Genomic DNA, 14,385 nt, shown 5'->3' with positions numbered 1-14,385 from the left:
AGCCGCGGAATTGTAACGAGCGACGGCGGACAATCGGCAAGGGGGCGTGTATCCTCTTCGCGTCCGGTCGTGCGTTTGCTGCACTGCATAAGCCTTGCCATCGGGAGAATACCAGGAATGGATTGGCTCCAGGTCGTCGTACTGTCAGTGGTTCAGGGCTTGACCGAGTTCCTGCCGATCTCGAGTTCCGCCCATCTGATCCTGGTGCCGGTACTCACCGACTGGGACGACCAGGGGCTGACCTTCGACGTGGCGGTGCATCTGGGCAGCCTGCTGGCGGTGGTGCTCTATTTCCGTCACGACCTGCGCCGCATGGGCGCCAGCTGGGCCATGTCGCTGCAACGGCGCAGCCTGCGCCAGGGCGTCGAAGATCCGGACGCCCGGCTGGCGTGGTGGGTGCTGCTGGCCACCATACCCGTATGCGTTGCCGGCTTCGTCCTGCATGACGCCATCAGCGTCAGCATGCGCTCGCCGCTTCTGATCGCTTTCACCCTGATCGGCTTCGGCCTGCTGCTGGGATATGCTGACTGGAACAAGCGAGCGGGGAGAAGTGAGTACCAGCTTACCCTGCGCGACGCGTTGTTGATCGGTGCCGCCCAGGCGCTGGCGCTGATCCCCGGTACCTCGCGCTCCGGCATCACCATGACGGCGGCGCTGCTGCTGGGCATGAGCCGCGAGGGCGCGGCGCGCTTTTCGTTCCTGCTGTCGATCCCGGTCACGGCTCTGGCCTCGGGCCTGGAAATCCATGGAGCGCTGCAGGTGCCGCGCGAGATCGACTGGCAGGCGATGGCGGTGGGTGTGGTGCTGTCGGGGCTGAGCGCCTATATCTGCATTCACTACTTCATCGCTTTCATCAAGCGGATCGGAATGCAGCCTTTCGTTGTCTACCGCATCGTGCTTGGGCTGTGGCTGCTGTGGATCTTCTGGTAGCCCACCCACTCTATCGAGGAGTCTTGATATCATGACCTCTTTCCTGCGCCCCATGGTGGCTTTGGCCCTGAGCCTGGCGCTGCTGCTCAGCGGATGCTCGGAAAACGATCGTCCGCTGGATTCGCCGGTGCGCCTCGAAGGCGCCATCTTCGGCTCCTTCTATCAGGTGACCATCGCCGACGGCCTGACCCAGGGGCAGGCGCGCGAACTGGAAGAGGGGCTGCGCGAGGTGCTCGAGCAGGTGGATGCATCGATGTCGATCTATCGTGAAGATGCGGAGCTGATAGCCTTCAATCAGTCACCGGTGGGCGAATGGCAGCCGCTCTCCAACGAGCTGATCGAGGTGCTGGCGATCAGCCAGTCGGTGGCCGAAAGCAGCAACGGCGCCTTCGACGTGACCATCGGCGGGCTGGTCAACCTGTGGAGCTTCGGTTCCGAGGCGCGACCGCGCGAAGTACCGGATGACGAGACCCTGAAGGCCCGCCTTGCCGAGGTGGGGCCCGACAGCATCGAGGTCGACGAGAACGCCATGCAGGCACGCCGGCTGCGCGACGTGTTCGTCGATCTCGGCGGCGTGGCCAAGGGTCACGGTACCGATCGGGTGGCCGCCTACCTCGATGGCGAAGGCATCGAGCACTATCTGGTCAACCTGGGCGGCGATCTGATCGCGCGTGGCTACCGGGATGCCGACGGTGAGCCTTGGCGCATCGGCATCGAGGCGCCGCTGGACGACCGTCAGGAAGCGACGCAGATCGTGCCGGTGCACGACATCTCGATCGCCACGTCCGGCGATTACCGCAACTATTTCGAAGAGGAGGGGCGGCGCTTCTCGCACACCATCGACCCGCGAACCGGTCGGCCCATCGAGCATCGGGTGGCCTCGGTGACGGTGGCGCATCCCTCGAATGCCTGGGCCGACGCCTGGGCCACGGCAATGCTGGTGCTGGGTGAAGAGGAGAGCATGGCCCTGGCCCGTGAGCAGGACCTCAAGGTGCTGCTGCTGGTACGTGAAGGCGAAGGCTGGCGCAGCGTGGCGAGCCCGGCCTTCGCGGAACGCTTCGGTGGGGAACTGAGCGAAGAAATGAACCTCGAGGTGCGCTGAACCGCCGAAAAAGAGCGGTGCACGGCCCATGTTGAGCCATGGGTGCCGTTTGGTCCCTGATGAACTGAAGAGCCAATCGAATGGACAAGGAGTCTTCGATGACCCTGGATGTGGTGATCCTTGCCGCCGGGCAGGGTACGCGGATGCGTTCTACCCTGCCCAAGGTGCTGCATCGCCTGGCCGGCAAGCCGATGGTGCGTCACGTACTCGATACCGCCCTCGAACTCGAGGCGGAGCGCCTGCACGTCGTGGTCGGCCACGGTGCCGAGCGGGTGCGCGAGGCACTCGGCGACTACCCGGTACGCTTTGCCCTGCAGGCCGAACAGAAGGGCACCGGCCATGCCGTGGCCCAGGCGCTGGATGGCCTGGGCGAAGGCAAGGTGCTGGTACTGTACGGCGACGTGCCGCTGATCCGTCGCGAGACGCTGGCGGCACTGCTGGCCGAAGTGAGCGAATCGCGCATGGCGCTGCTCACCGTGACCCTGGACGACCCCACCGGTTACGGCCGGATCCTGCGCAACGCCGACGGCGAGGCGGTGGCCATCGTCGAGCAGAAGGATGCCAGCGAGCGTGAGCTGGCAATCCGCGAATGCAACACCGGCATCATGGCCATGACCGCGTCACAACTGAAGCGCTGGCTGCCGCAGCTCTCCGCCGACAATGCCCAGGGTGAGTACTACCTCACCGACGTCATTGCCATGGCAGCCGCCGAGGGAGTAGCCATCGCCACGGCCCAGCCGGCCGATGCCATGGAGGTGGAGGGGGTCAACAACCGCCAGCAGATGGCCCGCCTGGAGCGTTCCCACCAGATGCGGATAGCTGATGAACTCATGGCCCAGGGCGTGGCGTTGATCGACCCGGCGCGCCTCGACGTGCGCGGTCGCCTCAACTGCGGTCATGACGTGGAGATCGACGTCGGCTGCGTGTTCGAGGGCGAGGTGGAGCTGGGCGAAGGCGTTCGCATCGGACCCCACTGCGTGATCCGCGACAGCCATATCGGCGCCGAAACCGTCATCGAGCCGCACAGCGTGATCGAAGGGGCCGTGGCAGCTGGCCACAACCGTATCGGTCCCTTTGCCCGGCTGCGTCCGGGAACGCGCCTGGCGGTGGGCGCCAAGGTGGGCAATTTCGTCGAGACGAAAAATGCCGAAGTGGGCGAGGGCAGCAAGATCAATCATCTTAGCTATGTGGGCGATGCGCGACTGGGTCGCGGCGTCAACGTCGGCGCCGGTACCATCACCTGCAACTACGATGGGGCCAACAAGCACCACACCGACATCGGCGACGATGCTTTCATCGGCTCCAACACCGCCTTGGTGGCGCCGGTCAGCGTTGGGCGAGGTGCCACGGTGGGGGCCGGTTCGACCATCAGCAAGGACGTGCCCGACAACGCCCTGGCCGTTTCCCGTGGACGCCAGATCGGCAAGGCCGACTGGGTGCGACCGGCCAAGAAGACCCGAGACTGACAACCAGCGCGAGGAATCGTCATGTGTGGAATCGTCGGTGCCGTTGCCCAGCGCAACGTGGAAGGCATCCTGCTCGAAGGCTTGAGGCGCTTGGAGTACCGCGGCTACGACTCGGCCGGGATGGCGGTGATCTCTCCCGATGACGAGCTGCAGCGCCGCCGCGCGCTGGGCAAGGTCGCAGCCCTCGAGACCATGCTTAATGAGGCAGCCCTGCCGGGGCGCTGCGGTATCGCCCACACCCGCTGGGCCACCCACGGCAAGCCCAGCGAGGAGAACGCTCATCCGCACCAGTCGGGAAGCCGGCTGGCGCTGGTGCACAACGGCATCATCGAGAATCACGAGCCGCTACGCCGCGAGCTGGAAGCCGACGGCTATGTCTTCTCCTCGCAGACCGATACCGAGGTGGTGGCGCACCTGCTGGAGCGTGAATACCGCCGTGGCGACGGCCTGTTGGCCGCCGTACAGCGAGGGCTCGCTCGCCTCGAAGGCGCCTATGCCCTGGCCGTGGTGCATGCCGACGAGCCCGACGTCGTGGTGGGTGCACGCAAGGGCAGTCCGCTGGTGGTGGGAGTGGGGATCGACGAAGCCTTCCTCGGCTCCGACCCGCTGGCGCTGCTGCAGGTCACCGACCGTTTCATCTACTTGCAGGAGGGTGACGTGGTCCGGCTCTCCGACGGCGGCCGGATCGAGATCCGCGATGCGCAGGGGCAAGCCGCGCAGCGTGAGACGCATACCTTCGAGCATGGCGACGGCGCCGCCAGCAAGGGCGAATACCGTCACTACATGCTGAAGGAGATCTACGAGCAGCCGGCGGTGATCGCGGCAGCGCTGGAAGGGCGGCTGAGCGAGCGCGCGGTGCCGGTCGAGTGCTTCGGGCCCGATGCGGAGGCGTTGTTCGAGCGGGTCAAGCAGGTGCATATCGTCGCCTGCGGTACCAGCTATCATGCCGGTCTGGTGGCGCGCTACTGGCTGGAGCGCTATGCCGACATCCCCGTGCAGGTGGAAGTCGCCTCGGAGTACCGCTACCGCACGGTGGTGGTGCCGGACGACACCCTGTTCGTCACGCTGTCGCAGTCCGGTGAGACGGCCGATACCCTGGCGGCCCTGCGTTTCGCCCGCGAGCGGGGCTATCTCGGCAGCCTGGCCATCTGCAACGTGCCGGGAAGCTCCCTGGTACGTGAGTCCTATCTCACCCTGATGACCCAGGCCGGCCCCGAGATCGGCGTGGCCTCGACCAAGGCCTTCACCACCCAGCTCACCGCCCTGATGCTGCTGACGCTGGCCCTGGGGCGGGTCAAGGGGCTGGCGGCCGAGACCCAGGCCGAACTGGTGGCCGGGCTGCGCTCGCTGCCGCAACTGGTGGGTCAGGTGCTGAAACTGGATGATGCCATCGAGCGGCTGTCGACCGCCTTTGCCGAGAAGCATCATGCCCTCTTCCTCGGGCGCGGCGCGCACTTCCCCATCGCCCTGGAGGGCGCGCTCAAGCTCAAGGAGATCTCCTACATCCACGCCGAGGCCTATCCCGCCGGCGAGCTCAAGCACGGCCCGCTGGCGCTGGTGGACAGCGAGATGCCGGTCATTTCCGTCGCTCCCAACGACGAATTGCTCGACAAGCTCAAGTCCAACCTGCAGGAAGTGCGTGCCCGTGGCGGCGAACTCTTCGTGTTCGCCGACGAGCAGGTCGGCATCGTGGAGGAAGATGGCGTCAGGGTGCTGCATCTGCCACATGTGCACGACGCCTTGGCGCCGATTCTCTATACCGTGCCGCTGCAGCTGTTGAGCTATCACGTGGCGGTACTCAAGGGTACCGACGTCGATCAGCCGCGTAATCTGGCCAAGTCGGTAACGGTGGAGTGAACTCAGGATACTTCAGCTTACTTTTCTCGTTTCCTATCGTTAAACTTCGGCATTGAACTAGGCAGTAACAAGAGACTTGTTGCTGCCTCATTTCAATTAAACGAAGAACGAGAAAAGGATATCGACGTGGGGAACGGACAGAAACGTCAGGGAAGTTTCCTGAAACGCTTGCTGGTGATTGGCGCAGGGCCCGTGCTTGTGGTGGGTCTGGGAGTTCCCTATTGGTTGGGCCAGCAGGTGGAAAAGCATTACGCCGATTATCTGCAACAGTTGCAGCGCTTCGGCTATATCCAGGTCGAGAACCTGGTTTATGAACGTGACTGGTTCCAAGCCAGTGCCAGCTATGAACTCATCATCGAGCCCGAACTTGCGCAGGCTTACGAGCGTCTTCTTGGCGCAGAGATGGGGCTGTCATTCGATGGAGAGCCGCTCAGAATAGTCGTCAACGACCGCATCACCCATGGCCCCTTCGTGGGCGCTCTGGCCACGTTCGAGGGGCGAGCCGAGGCGTCGGGTTGGCTGTTCGAGCAGGCGATCCACCTGGAAGAAGACGAGGATTTCGCCCGCTATGCCGGCAGGGTCGGTTTTGACCAAGTGGTAGAAGGCGAATGGGAGCCCATGGCGGTAACGCTGGCCTCGGGTCCGCTACTCGATGATTTGGGTGTGGAGATGCGTTACCAGGGTGAATACCTGGGCGGTGAGTTCCGCTACGACTCAAGCTCGGGTGAGTATCGCAGTACGAATCGTCTGGGGCAGTCCCGATTGGTGGAGCCTTCGGCCGTTCACACCTTCGAGGGCTCTACCACCGACCTGGTGATTTCTTTCCCCCAGGGAGTGCTGCGTGAAATCACGCTGCGCTCGGACGATGCGCCGATGTCGACGGAGAGCCGCGATCTGCAAGAGGTGGGCAACTCCCGCATCGAAGGGCAGAGCGTCGAGGTCAAATTGCTGTTCGATGAGCAGGGCCGCTTCGCCGACCTGGTGGCGCACTTGGAGATGCAGGGCTTCGAGTCCGAAGCGCCTGATCTTTACCTCACCATGGACGGTCTGGCGGCCGATTTCACGGCGACTCGCCATGGCGACAGCAGCTGGTATGGCCAGCTTGGCCTCAGCCTCGACGGCCTGACGGTGAGCGAGCAGTACTCGCCGGGTTTTACTGCGCAAAGCGCCACGGTTCGCCTGGGGCTGGAGCCGGAATCCGAGGCGCACTTCCAGCTGGCGCAGCTGTGGGCGGCAGAGGGGCTGCAGATTCAGGGCCTGGAGGAGTCGATCGCCTTCCATGTGGAGTCCAGCTACGGGAAGCTGTCGCGCACCGAGTACGACACCCTGTGGAGCCTGATCTACGAAGCCATTGCCAGCTTCCAGTGGGACGATCCTGAGGCCCTGCTGCCCATTTTCGAGCGCATGGAGGAGGCCGGCGAGGCGCTGATGGCGGGCCGCTCCGTACTCACCATCAAGCCGGCGTCGTTCAGCATGGGCGATGCGGACATCACGCTGGCGCTGGAAGCCGACCTGCTGCTTCAGGACATTGCCGGTTTCGACGACAGCTTTCTGCTCGATGCGGAAAACCGCCTGGATCTGAGCGTGGAGGCTTCCGCCATGCTGCTGCATCGGGTGAGCCGTGAAGTCCTGCGTCAGCAGTACAATGGCATGCTTTCGGGCAATGAGCTCGATGCCATGGCCAAGGAGGTGGTGGCCGGAAGCGTGGAGCCGATGCTCGAGATGGGCGTCGTTCGCCGCGAGCAGGACGGGAGCTACACCTTGAAGGTGCAGTTACAGGACGGCCAGCTGCTGGTGAACGGCGAACCCGGCGAGTGGCTGCTGGAGCAGTTCTGAGCCGCTGCGAAGCAGCGCTGAAGAGTGGGCTGGGTGGAGCGCTCAGCGCTCCACCCAGCCGCGGCGAATCAACGGCGCGAACAGTATTCGATACAGCCGCATGGCCACCCGGTGATAGAAGGGCAGGATCAGCCAGCTGCGGCTGGCGCCGACCAGCGTGGCCATCGCCGCCGCCAGCACCAGGGCGCCGAGCATGTCCTGGGGGAAATGCACACCGAGGAAGACACGCGCCCAAGCCACCGGCAGTGTCAACAGCAGCAGGTAGCGCCCTATCCTTCGGGTGCCGGCATGCAGCAGCAGGCTGAAGGCCATGGTCAGCATGATGGTGGCGTGATTGCTGGGAAATGCCGGGGTCGGGGCGTGTTCCAGGAAGGTCTGTCCCACGGGCATCATGAACGGCCGTGGCGTCGGCCACAGCCAGCCGATCACCCAGCTTGCGGCCAGCGCGAGCAGGGTGGCGATGAAGGCCTCCCACAGCGGGCGTTTCAGGCGCTCACTGCCGCGCAGCCAGCCAATGACCAGCAGAGCCGGCACCAGCCAGATCAAGTACACGGCGAAGACTTCCGCCATCAGCAGCAGCCGTGGGTCGCTGCCGGGCGCCGCGTTGAGTTGGGCGAACAGGGCAAGGTTGAGAGTCGTATCCATGGGCTGGGTGCGCTGGGCGCGCTTCCTTGTGCATTCTTGAGCAGGCAGCCATGCTGCCATTCGCCGGGCGGCGTTTCCGATTAATTTTGTTACAGGAGCATGACAAGGTTGTCCAGACTGTATCTGGGTTTGGCCATGTGGGCCAACCCCGACTGGTGTGGCTCCCTTTACCCACCCTATGGCGGCCAGGAGGGCTGGCTGGCCGACTATGCGCGGGTGTTCAACGCGGTGGAGGGCAACACGACCTTCTACAGCGGGGCGCCCCGGGCCGAGACGGTGGCTGGCTGGTCGCGCCTGGCGCCTGTTGATTTTCGCTTCTGCTTCAAGCTGCCGGCGGCGCTGACCCACGAGCGTCGTCTCGAGGGTATCGAGACGGACTTCGATGCCTTCGTCGAGGCCCTGACCCCACTGCACGATCGGCTGGGACCACTGCTCGTCCAGTTGCCGCGGGACTTCGGCCCTGATCTACTGCCCCGGCTCGAAGCGCTGCTGGTACGCTGGCCTGCGGCGATTCCCTGCGCCGTGGAGGTCCGGCATCCTGAATTTTTCCACAAGGGGGCGGCCGAGATCGCTCTCAACCGCCTGTTGATAACTCATGGCGCCAACCGTGTCATGCTCGATGTGAGGCCGCTGTTCTCGACCTCGGCGGCGGGCTGCCCCGCGCTTGCACAAGCGCAGAGTGAAAAGCCACGGTGCCCATTACACGTGCTTTCCACGGGAAACGAGCCGCTTGTCCGCTTTATCGGACACCTCGATGAAGCGATCAACCTCAACTACTTCCGACCCTGGATAGACCAGCTGAGGCTGTGGATAAAACAGGGGAAAACCCCTTTTCTCTTTGTGCATACCGCGAATAACCGACAGGCCCCCGAGCTCGCCCGAGGCCTCCATGGCGAGCTGATCGCCCACCTCGACCAACCGCCGCTCAACGACTTCGCCGGAGAGCGTCAAACCACGCTGTTCTGAGTCCTCTGCCGCTGGCCTTCGAGCGTATGATCGGATAGATTTGCCACCATTCGGTGCAATTACCTATCGTTTTTCCGGGTTTTTGTGCTTGAGGCAGATCAACAATCGGATACATAACAACAGGTGACTCATGTCTAAACTCGTCCATGCGCAGTGGTCATCGAAGATGACCTTCGTGCTGGCGGCCGCCGGGTCGGCCGTCGGGCTAGGCAATATCTGGCGCTTCTCCTACATGGTGGGAGACAACGGCGGTGCCGCCTTCGTCCTCGTCTACCTGGCCTGCGTGGCCGTGGTGGGCCTCCCCGTGCTGGTGGCCGAGTGGTTGATCGGCCGGCGGGGTCAGAAGAACCCGATCAACGCCATGGCGGAGCTGGCCGGCAAGAACGCTCAGCCCAAGGCGTGGGCACTGGTGGGTGCCAGCGGCGTGCTGGCGGCCTTCCTGATCCTCTCCTTCTATAGCGTCATCGGCGGCTGGTCGCTCTCCTATACCCTGGGTTCGGTCACCGGTACCTTTACCGGCCAGGATGCCGACGGCGTCGGCGCCATCTTCGAGGGGCTGCTGGGCAGTCCCGGACTGCTGCTGCTGTGGCATACCGCCTTCATGGCGCTGGTGGTATGGATCGTGGCGCGCGGCGTGACCAAGGGGCTGGAAGGTGCGGTACGCACCATGATGCCGGCATTGGTGGTGCTGATGGTGGTGCTGGTCGGCTACGGCATGACCACCGGTCATTTCGGCGAGGCGCTGGCCTTCATGTTCCGCCCCGACTGGGGCGCGCTCTCCGGCGACGTGGTGCTGGCCGCCATGGGGCAGGCCTTCTTCACCCTGTCGCTGGGCATGGGCATCATGATGGCCTACGGTTCCTACCTGGGTGAGGACGTCAACCTGCTGGGCACCGCACGCACGGTGATCATCCTGGATACCGGCATCGCCCTGCTGGCCGGCCTGGCGATCTTCCCCATCGTCTTCGCCAACGGCCTGAGTGCCGGAGAAGGCCCGGGGCTGATCTTCGTCACCCTGCCGCTGGCGTTTGGCAACATGACCGGCGGCATGCTGCTGGGGCTGATGTTCTTCCTGCTGCTGACCTTCGCCGCGCTGACTTCGGCCATCTCGCTGCTCGAGCCGGTGGTGGAGTTCGTCGAGGAGCGCACGCCGCTGACACGGGTCATGGCTACGCTGGTGAGCGCCGTGGCGGTGTGGCTGTTGGGCATTGCCGCGCTGATGTCGTTCAACGTCTGGCCCGAGCCGGTGATGTTCGGACTCAACGTGTTCGATCTGCTGGACACCTTCACCAGCAAGATCCTGCTGCCGCTGACGGGGCTGGGCGCGATCGTCTTCGTGGCTTGGTGTCTGGATCGCCGCAGCGTGGCCGCCGAGCTGAATCTGACGGGCGGCAGCGAACAGGTGTGGCTGGTGGTGGCGCGCTACGTGGCGCCGCTGGGGGTGATCCTGGTGTTCGTCAACTCCCTGTTGGGATGAGCCAGGGATTATTGGGTGACGAGCCTAGCTGGCCCCGCATGCCGGGGCCGGATTTCCTGCTTGTCGCGGCCGCCTTCGGGCGGCCGCTTCAGTGTCTTTCTTCGTCGACCAGATCGGCGATGTCCCGCTCCAGCTGCTTGAACTCCTGATGCAGCTCGATGCCGCGGCGGGCGCGCAGGTTTCGCTGGGCGGCGCTGCGGGAGCGCTTCTCATGCTCGGCGACGTTGATGCTCATGAAGATGTCGAGAAGTTCATTCTTGACGGAAGTGACTCGTTCGACCTTACTCATGATCGACTCTCCCTTCTTCTTCTGTGCCTTATCTTCGTCAGTGCGGCAAGATCAAATCACAGCATCTTTACTATACCCTACTTGACAGAATCGTGACGAAGTGACTCTTTCCACGCTGAGGAGCGAAACTCCCCCAAGCGAGTCGGTATCGTGCATACTGAACCCAGCGATTGGCCAATCAAGGAGTTCAGCGTGAGCCGCGCCCTGTTCGATGAAATGAGACGCCGCATGGAGCTCTTCCGCCGCTCCGAGCAGAAAGTGGCGCGCTTCGTGCTGCGCAATCCCGATGAAGTCATTCACATGCGCATCGTCGATCTGGCCACCGAGGCCAAGGTCAGCGAGCCGACCGTGGTGCGCTTCTGCCGGGCCCTGGGCTGCAACGGCTTTCAGGACTTCAAACTCAAGCTGGCGCAGATGCTGGCTTCGGGCAGCCAGTTCGCCCAGTTCTCGATGAACGACGACGACTCCGTCGCCGAGTTCTCCCAGAGCATCTTCGACTCCACCGTGGGTACCCTGCTGTCGGTGCGTGACCGCCTCGACAACGAAGCCCTGAGCCGGGCGATCCAGTCGTTGGCCATGGCCAACCGGGTCGAGTTCTACGGCTTCGGCGCCTCCGGGGCGGTGGCCTTCGATGCCCAGCACAAGTTCTTCCGTTTGCAGATCTCCACCGCGGCCTACGCCGACCCCCACATGCAGAACATGTCGGCGGTGACCCTCAAGGAGGGCGACGTGGTGGTGGCGATCTCCCAGACCGGACGTACCCGCGCCCTGGTGGCCAGCGTGCGCCTGGCCCGCGAGGCCGGTGCCACGGTGATCGGCCTGTGTCCCAGCGGTTCACCGCTCTCCGAGGAGGTGACCCTGCCGCTCTACATCGACGTGCACGAGGACACCGAGATCTACACGCCGATGAGCTCGCGCATCGCCCATCTGGTGCTGATCGACGTGCTCGCCGTGGGTGTGGCCAAGACCCGCGGGCCGAAGCTCGCCGAGCAGCTCAAGGCGGTCAAGAAGAGCCTGACGCCGTTGAGGTTTCCGGAGCAGGAGGGCAAGCCCTAGCGGCCTAGCCCGCGGCTGTTCCGGCGACAGGTCTAGGCGGAGGCGCTGTGAACCCTTCCCTGGGCGCTACATCCTTCATCCCTGAAGGATGACCTCCGCTTCGACCTGTCCCCGGCGCCGCTCGGGTCGAGGATTGGACGGGCGGATATGCTAAGCTGGGCGCTCATTTTTTCCAGCGGCAGACCCCTTCCATGGACGACGTCACGGCGATTCTCGATCAGTTGAACCCGGCCCAGCGCGAGGCGGTGAGCGCCCCCCAGGGCAACATGCTGGTGCTGGCCGGAGCCGGCTCCGGCAAGACCCGGGTGCTGGTGCATCGCATCGCCTGGCTGATGCAGGCCGAGGGGCTGTCGCCCTATGCCGTGCTCGCCGTGACCTTCACCAACAAGGCCGCACGCGAGATGCGCACGCGGCTCGAGGCGCTGCTGGGGCTGTCGCTGCGCAACGTCTGGGTCGGCACCTTCCACTCCATCGCCCACCGCCTGCTGCGCACCCACTGGCAGGACGCGCGGCTGCCGCAGCATTTCCAGATCATCGACTCCGACGACCAGCTGCGTCTGATCAAGCGCCTGCTCAAGGATCACCAGATCGACGACGAGCGCTACCCGCCGCGCCAGGTGCAGTACTTCATCTCCGGCTGCAAGGAAGAGGGGCTGCGTCCGCATCAGGTCGACGTGCACGGCGATGCCTACATGGCCCAGATGGTCGAGCTCTACGAGCGTTACCAGCTCACCTGCGAGCGCGGCGGCCTGGTCGACTTCGGCGAACTGCTGCTCAGGAGCCTGGAGCTGTTGCGCGATACCCCGGCGCTGCTGGCCCACTACCAGGAGCGCTTCGCCCACGTGCTGGTCGATGAGTTCCAGGACACCAACACCCTGCAGTACGCCTGGCTCAAGCTGCTCACCGGCATGAAAACGCCGATGACCGTGGTCGGCGACGACGATCAGTCGATCTACGGCTGGCGCGGCGCGCGGATCGAGAACATCCGTCGCTTCGAGCAGGAGTTCCCCGGCACCCATACCGTGCGCCTGGAGCAGAACTACCGCTCCACCAGTGCCATTCTCGATGCCGCCAACGCCCTGATCAGCCACAACGCCGAGCGCATGGGCAAGGAGCTGTGGACGGCCGGCGCCCGCGGTGAGCCGATCTCGGTGTATGCCGGCTTCAACGACCTGGACGAGGCGCGCTTCATCGTCGACACTATCAAGGAGAAGGTCGACGAGGGCTACCGGCGCCGCGACGTGGCCATTCTCTACCGCTCCAACGCCCAGTCGCGGGTGCTTGAGGAGACCCTGATCCGCCAGGGCATGCCCTACCGCATCTACGGCGGTCATCGCTTCTACGAGCGGCTGGAGATCAAGAACGCCCTGGCCTATCTGCGCCTGCTGCTCAACCGCGACGACGACGCTTCGCTCGAGCGCATCATCAACGTGCCGCCGCGGGGCATCGGCACCCGTACCGTGGAGCAGCTGCGCGAGCGGGCGCGCGTGGCCGGGGTGTCGCTGTGGCAGGCGCTGCACGACGGCCTGGCCGACGGTTCGCTGAAGGGGCGCGCCGGGGCGTCGCTACAGGCCTTCGCCGATCTCATCGAAGGGCTCGACAACGACACCGCCGGCCTGAGGCTGTACGAGATCATCGATCACGTGAACGAGCGCTCCGGGCTGGTCGAGCATCATCGCAACGAGAAGGGCGAGAAGGGACAGGCTCGGGTCGAGAACCTGGAAGAGCTGATCAACGCCGCCCGCGCCTTCACCCAGGGCGAATCCTTCGACCCGCCCGAGGCCGGCGAGGGCGCCGTGGCGCTGGAGGCCTTCCTCGCCGAGGCGGCGCTCAACGCCGGCGAGCACGAGGCCGACGAGTTCGAGGACAGCGTGCAGCTGATGACCCTGCACTCGGCCAAGGGCCTGGAGTTCCCGGTGGTGTTCATCGCCGGGGTCGAGGAGGGGCTGTTCCCGCACAAGATGTCGCTGGAGGAGCCCGGCCGGCTCGAGGAGGAGCGCCGGCTGTGCTACGTCGGCCTGACCCGCGCCATGCGCAAGCTCTACCTCACGCATTCGGAGATTCGCCGCCTGCATGGCAAGGAGACCTTCCAGCGGCCGTCGCGCTTTTTGCGCGAGATCCCCGCCGAGTATCTGGAGGAGGTGCGGCTGCGCGGGCAGATCTCGCGTCCGGTGACGGCCATGCGTCCGGCGGTGGGGCTGTCGCGTCAGACCTCGGTCGACGGCGGTGACGACCTGCCCAGCCTGAGTCTCGGCCAGCGGGTACATCACCCCGTCTTCGGCGAGGGGGTGATACTCAACGCCGAGGGCGAGGGCGCGCGGGCCCGGGTGCAGGTCAGCTTCGAGGGCGAAGGCGACAAGTGGCTGGTGCTAGGGTTCGCCAAGCTCACTCCCTTATAGGAAACACTGCACAAATGCCTGCGCGAGCGAATCACTGCGTTGCGCGGTGCCGAAGCGTCGGACCGTCGGAATCCTCACCTATACCCCATATGCTCCGGTTGACTCGCCGCCTTCGGCTTCTCGCCCCTTCGGGGCCAGCCTACGGCTGTTTGTCGCTTCGCTCGGTACTGTGCTCCGTGCGCCTTGTGCTTCATCTCGCTCGCCGATTTGTTCAGCGCTTCCATAGAGAGCTCAGCGTATCCCTGGGTACGTTGACGTCTACGTCAAAAGCCGCGCTTGCTGGCCAAATTGCCATTAAGCATACTCACTGACGGACACATCGCGCTTGATTAGGGAAGCGCTGAGCAATTCGCTCGCGCAGG

General features: G+C 64.5%; 11 protein-coding genes. 9 read left to right on the top strand and 2 right to left on the bottom strand.

Features of this window, described 5'->3' with window-relative positions; genetic code table 11:
* Positions 1-117: 117 nt before the first annotated feature.
* The 5 genes from C4S71_RS07935 to C4S71_RS07915 all read left to right on the top strand — a co-directional run bounded on the left by C4S71_RS07935 (position 118) and on the right by C4S71_RS07915 (position 7,191).
* On the top strand, positions 118-930 hold the full coding sequence (locus C4S71_RS07935; protein ID WP_086509026.1) for an undecaprenyl-diphosphate phosphatase: 813 nt from the start codon (positions 118-120) through the stop codon (positions 928-930).
* A 31-nt stretch (positions 931-961) separates the two neighbouring features.
* Positions 962-2,032: an FAD:protein FMN transferase gene (locus C4S71_RS07930; protein ID WP_103968784.1), complete on the top strand. Its 1,071-nt coding sequence runs from the start codon at positions 962-964 to the stop codon at positions 2,030-2,032.
* A gap of 98 nt (positions 2,033-2,130) precedes the next feature.
* Positions 2,131-3,498: a bifunctional UDP-N-acetylglucosamine diphosphorylase/glucosamine-1-phosphate N-acetyltransferase GlmU gene (gene glmU, locus C4S71_RS07925; protein WP_086509028.1), complete on the top strand. Its 1,368-nt coding sequence runs from the start codon at positions 2,131-2,133 to the stop codon at positions 3,496-3,498.
* Positions 3,499-3,519: 21 nt separating this feature from the next.
* A complete protein-coding gene (gene glmS / locus C4S71_RS07920) occupies positions 3,520-5,355 on the top strand; it encodes a glutamine--fructose-6-phosphate transaminase (isomerizing) (RefSeq protein ID WP_103968783.1) in 1,836 nt (611 codons plus the stop codon).
* A 126-nt stretch (positions 5,356-5,481) separates the two neighbouring features.
* Entirely contained in the window at positions 5,482-7,191 is a 1,710-nt protein-coding gene (locus tag C4S71_RS07915) for a DUF945 family protein (protein WP_103968782.1), read from the top strand.
* A gap of 42 nt (positions 7,192-7,233) precedes the next feature.
* Here the strand turns inward: C4S71_RS07915 and C4S71_RS07910 are convergent, their stop codons facing one another.
* Positions 7,234-7,836: a phosphatase PAP2 family protein gene (locus C4S71_RS07910; protein WP_086509031.1), complete on the bottom strand. Its 603-nt coding sequence runs from the start codon at positions 7,834-7,836 to the stop codon at positions 7,234-7,236.
* A 99-nt stretch (positions 7,837-7,935) separates the two neighbouring features.
* Here C4S71_RS07910 and C4S71_RS07905 point away from each other — a divergent pair, with 99 nt between their 5' ends.
* Together C4S71_RS07905 and C4S71_RS07900 are read left to right on the top strand one after the other, a co-directional pair.
* Entirely contained in the window at positions 7,936-8,802 is an 867-nt protein-coding gene (locus C4S71_RS07905; RefSeq protein ID WP_103968781.1) for a DUF72 domain-containing protein, read from the top strand.
* 130 nt (positions 8,803-8,932) lie between these two features.
* The gene (locus C4S71_RS07900) at positions 8,933-10,279 is read left to right on the top strand and encodes a sodium-dependent transporter (RefSeq protein ID WP_103968780.1); all 1,347 of its coding nucleotides are present in this window, start codon (positions 8,933-8,935) and stop codon (positions 10,277-10,279) included.
* Between the two features lie 88 nt (positions 10,280-10,367).
* Here the strand turns inward: C4S71_RS07900 and C4S71_RS07895 are convergent, their stop codons facing one another.
* Entirely contained in the window at positions 10,368-10,568 is a 201-nt protein-coding gene (locus tag C4S71_RS07895) for a PA3496 family putative envelope integrity protein (protein WP_086509034.1), read from the bottom strand.
* Positions 10,569-10,760: 192 nt separating this feature from the next.
* Here C4S71_RS07895 and hexR point away from each other — a divergent pair, with 192 nt between their 5' ends.
* Together hexR and uvrD are read left to right on the top strand one after the other, a co-directional pair.
* Positions 10,761-11,624: a transcriptional regulator HexR gene (hexR, locus tag C4S71_RS07890; protein WP_086509035.1), complete on the top strand. Its 864-nt coding sequence runs from the start codon at positions 10,761-10,763 to the stop codon at positions 11,622-11,624.
* A gap of 191 nt (positions 11,625-11,815) precedes the next feature.
* On the top strand, positions 11,816-14,023 hold the full coding sequence (uvrD, locus tag C4S71_RS07885) for a DNA helicase II (RefSeq protein ID WP_103968779.1): 2,208 nt from the start codon (positions 11,816-11,818) through the stop codon (positions 14,021-14,023).
* Positions 14,024-14,385: the final 362 nt, after the last annotated feature.

The organism is Billgrantia desiderata (genome assembly GCF_900108215.1).
GTDB classification, from domain to species: Bacteria; Pseudomonadota; Gammaproteobacteria; order Pseudomonadales; family Halomonadaceae; genus Halomonas; species Halomonas desiderata.
Note: the sequence above shows the minus strand (reverse complement) of the source record. Positions and strands in the feature narration are given on the sequence as shown.

Bases quoted from the DNA above. Each gene is read 5' to 3' on its own strand.
- C4S71_RS07905 (WP_103968781.1), top strand. From the start codon at position 7,936: ATGACAAGGTTGTCCAGACTGTATCTGGGTTTGGCCATGTGGGCCAAC.
- C4S71_RS07930 (WP_103968784.1), top strand. From the start codon at position 962: ATGACCTCTTTCCTGCGCCCCATGGTGGCTTTGGCCCTGAGCCTGGCG.
- C4S71_RS07900 (WP_103968780.1), top strand. From the start codon at position 8,933: ATGTCTAAACTCGTCCATGCGCAGTGGTCATCGAAGATGACCTTCGTG.
- glmU (WP_086509028.1), top strand. From the start codon at position 2,131: ATGACCCTGGATGTGGTGATCCTTGCCGCCGGGCAGGGTACGCGGATG.
- glmS (WP_103968783.1), top strand. From the start codon at position 3,520: ATGTGTGGAATCGTCGGTGCCGTTGCCCAGCGCAACGTGGAAGGCATC.
- C4S71_RS07935 (WP_086509026.1), top strand. From the start codon at position 118: ATGGATTGGCTCCAGGTCGTCGTACTGTCAGTGGTTCAGGGCTTGACC.
- uvrD (WP_103968779.1), top strand. From the start codon at position 11,816: ATGGACGACGTCACGGCGATTCTCGATCAGTTGAACCCGGCCCAGCGC.
- C4S71_RS07910 (WP_086509031.1), bottom strand. From the start codon at position 7,836: ATGGATACGACTCTCAACCTTGCCCTGTTCGCCCAACTCAACGCGGCG.
- C4S71_RS07895 (WP_086509034.1), bottom strand. From the start codon at position 10,568: ATGAGTAAGGTCGAACGAGTCACTTCCGTCAAGAATGAACTTCTCGAC.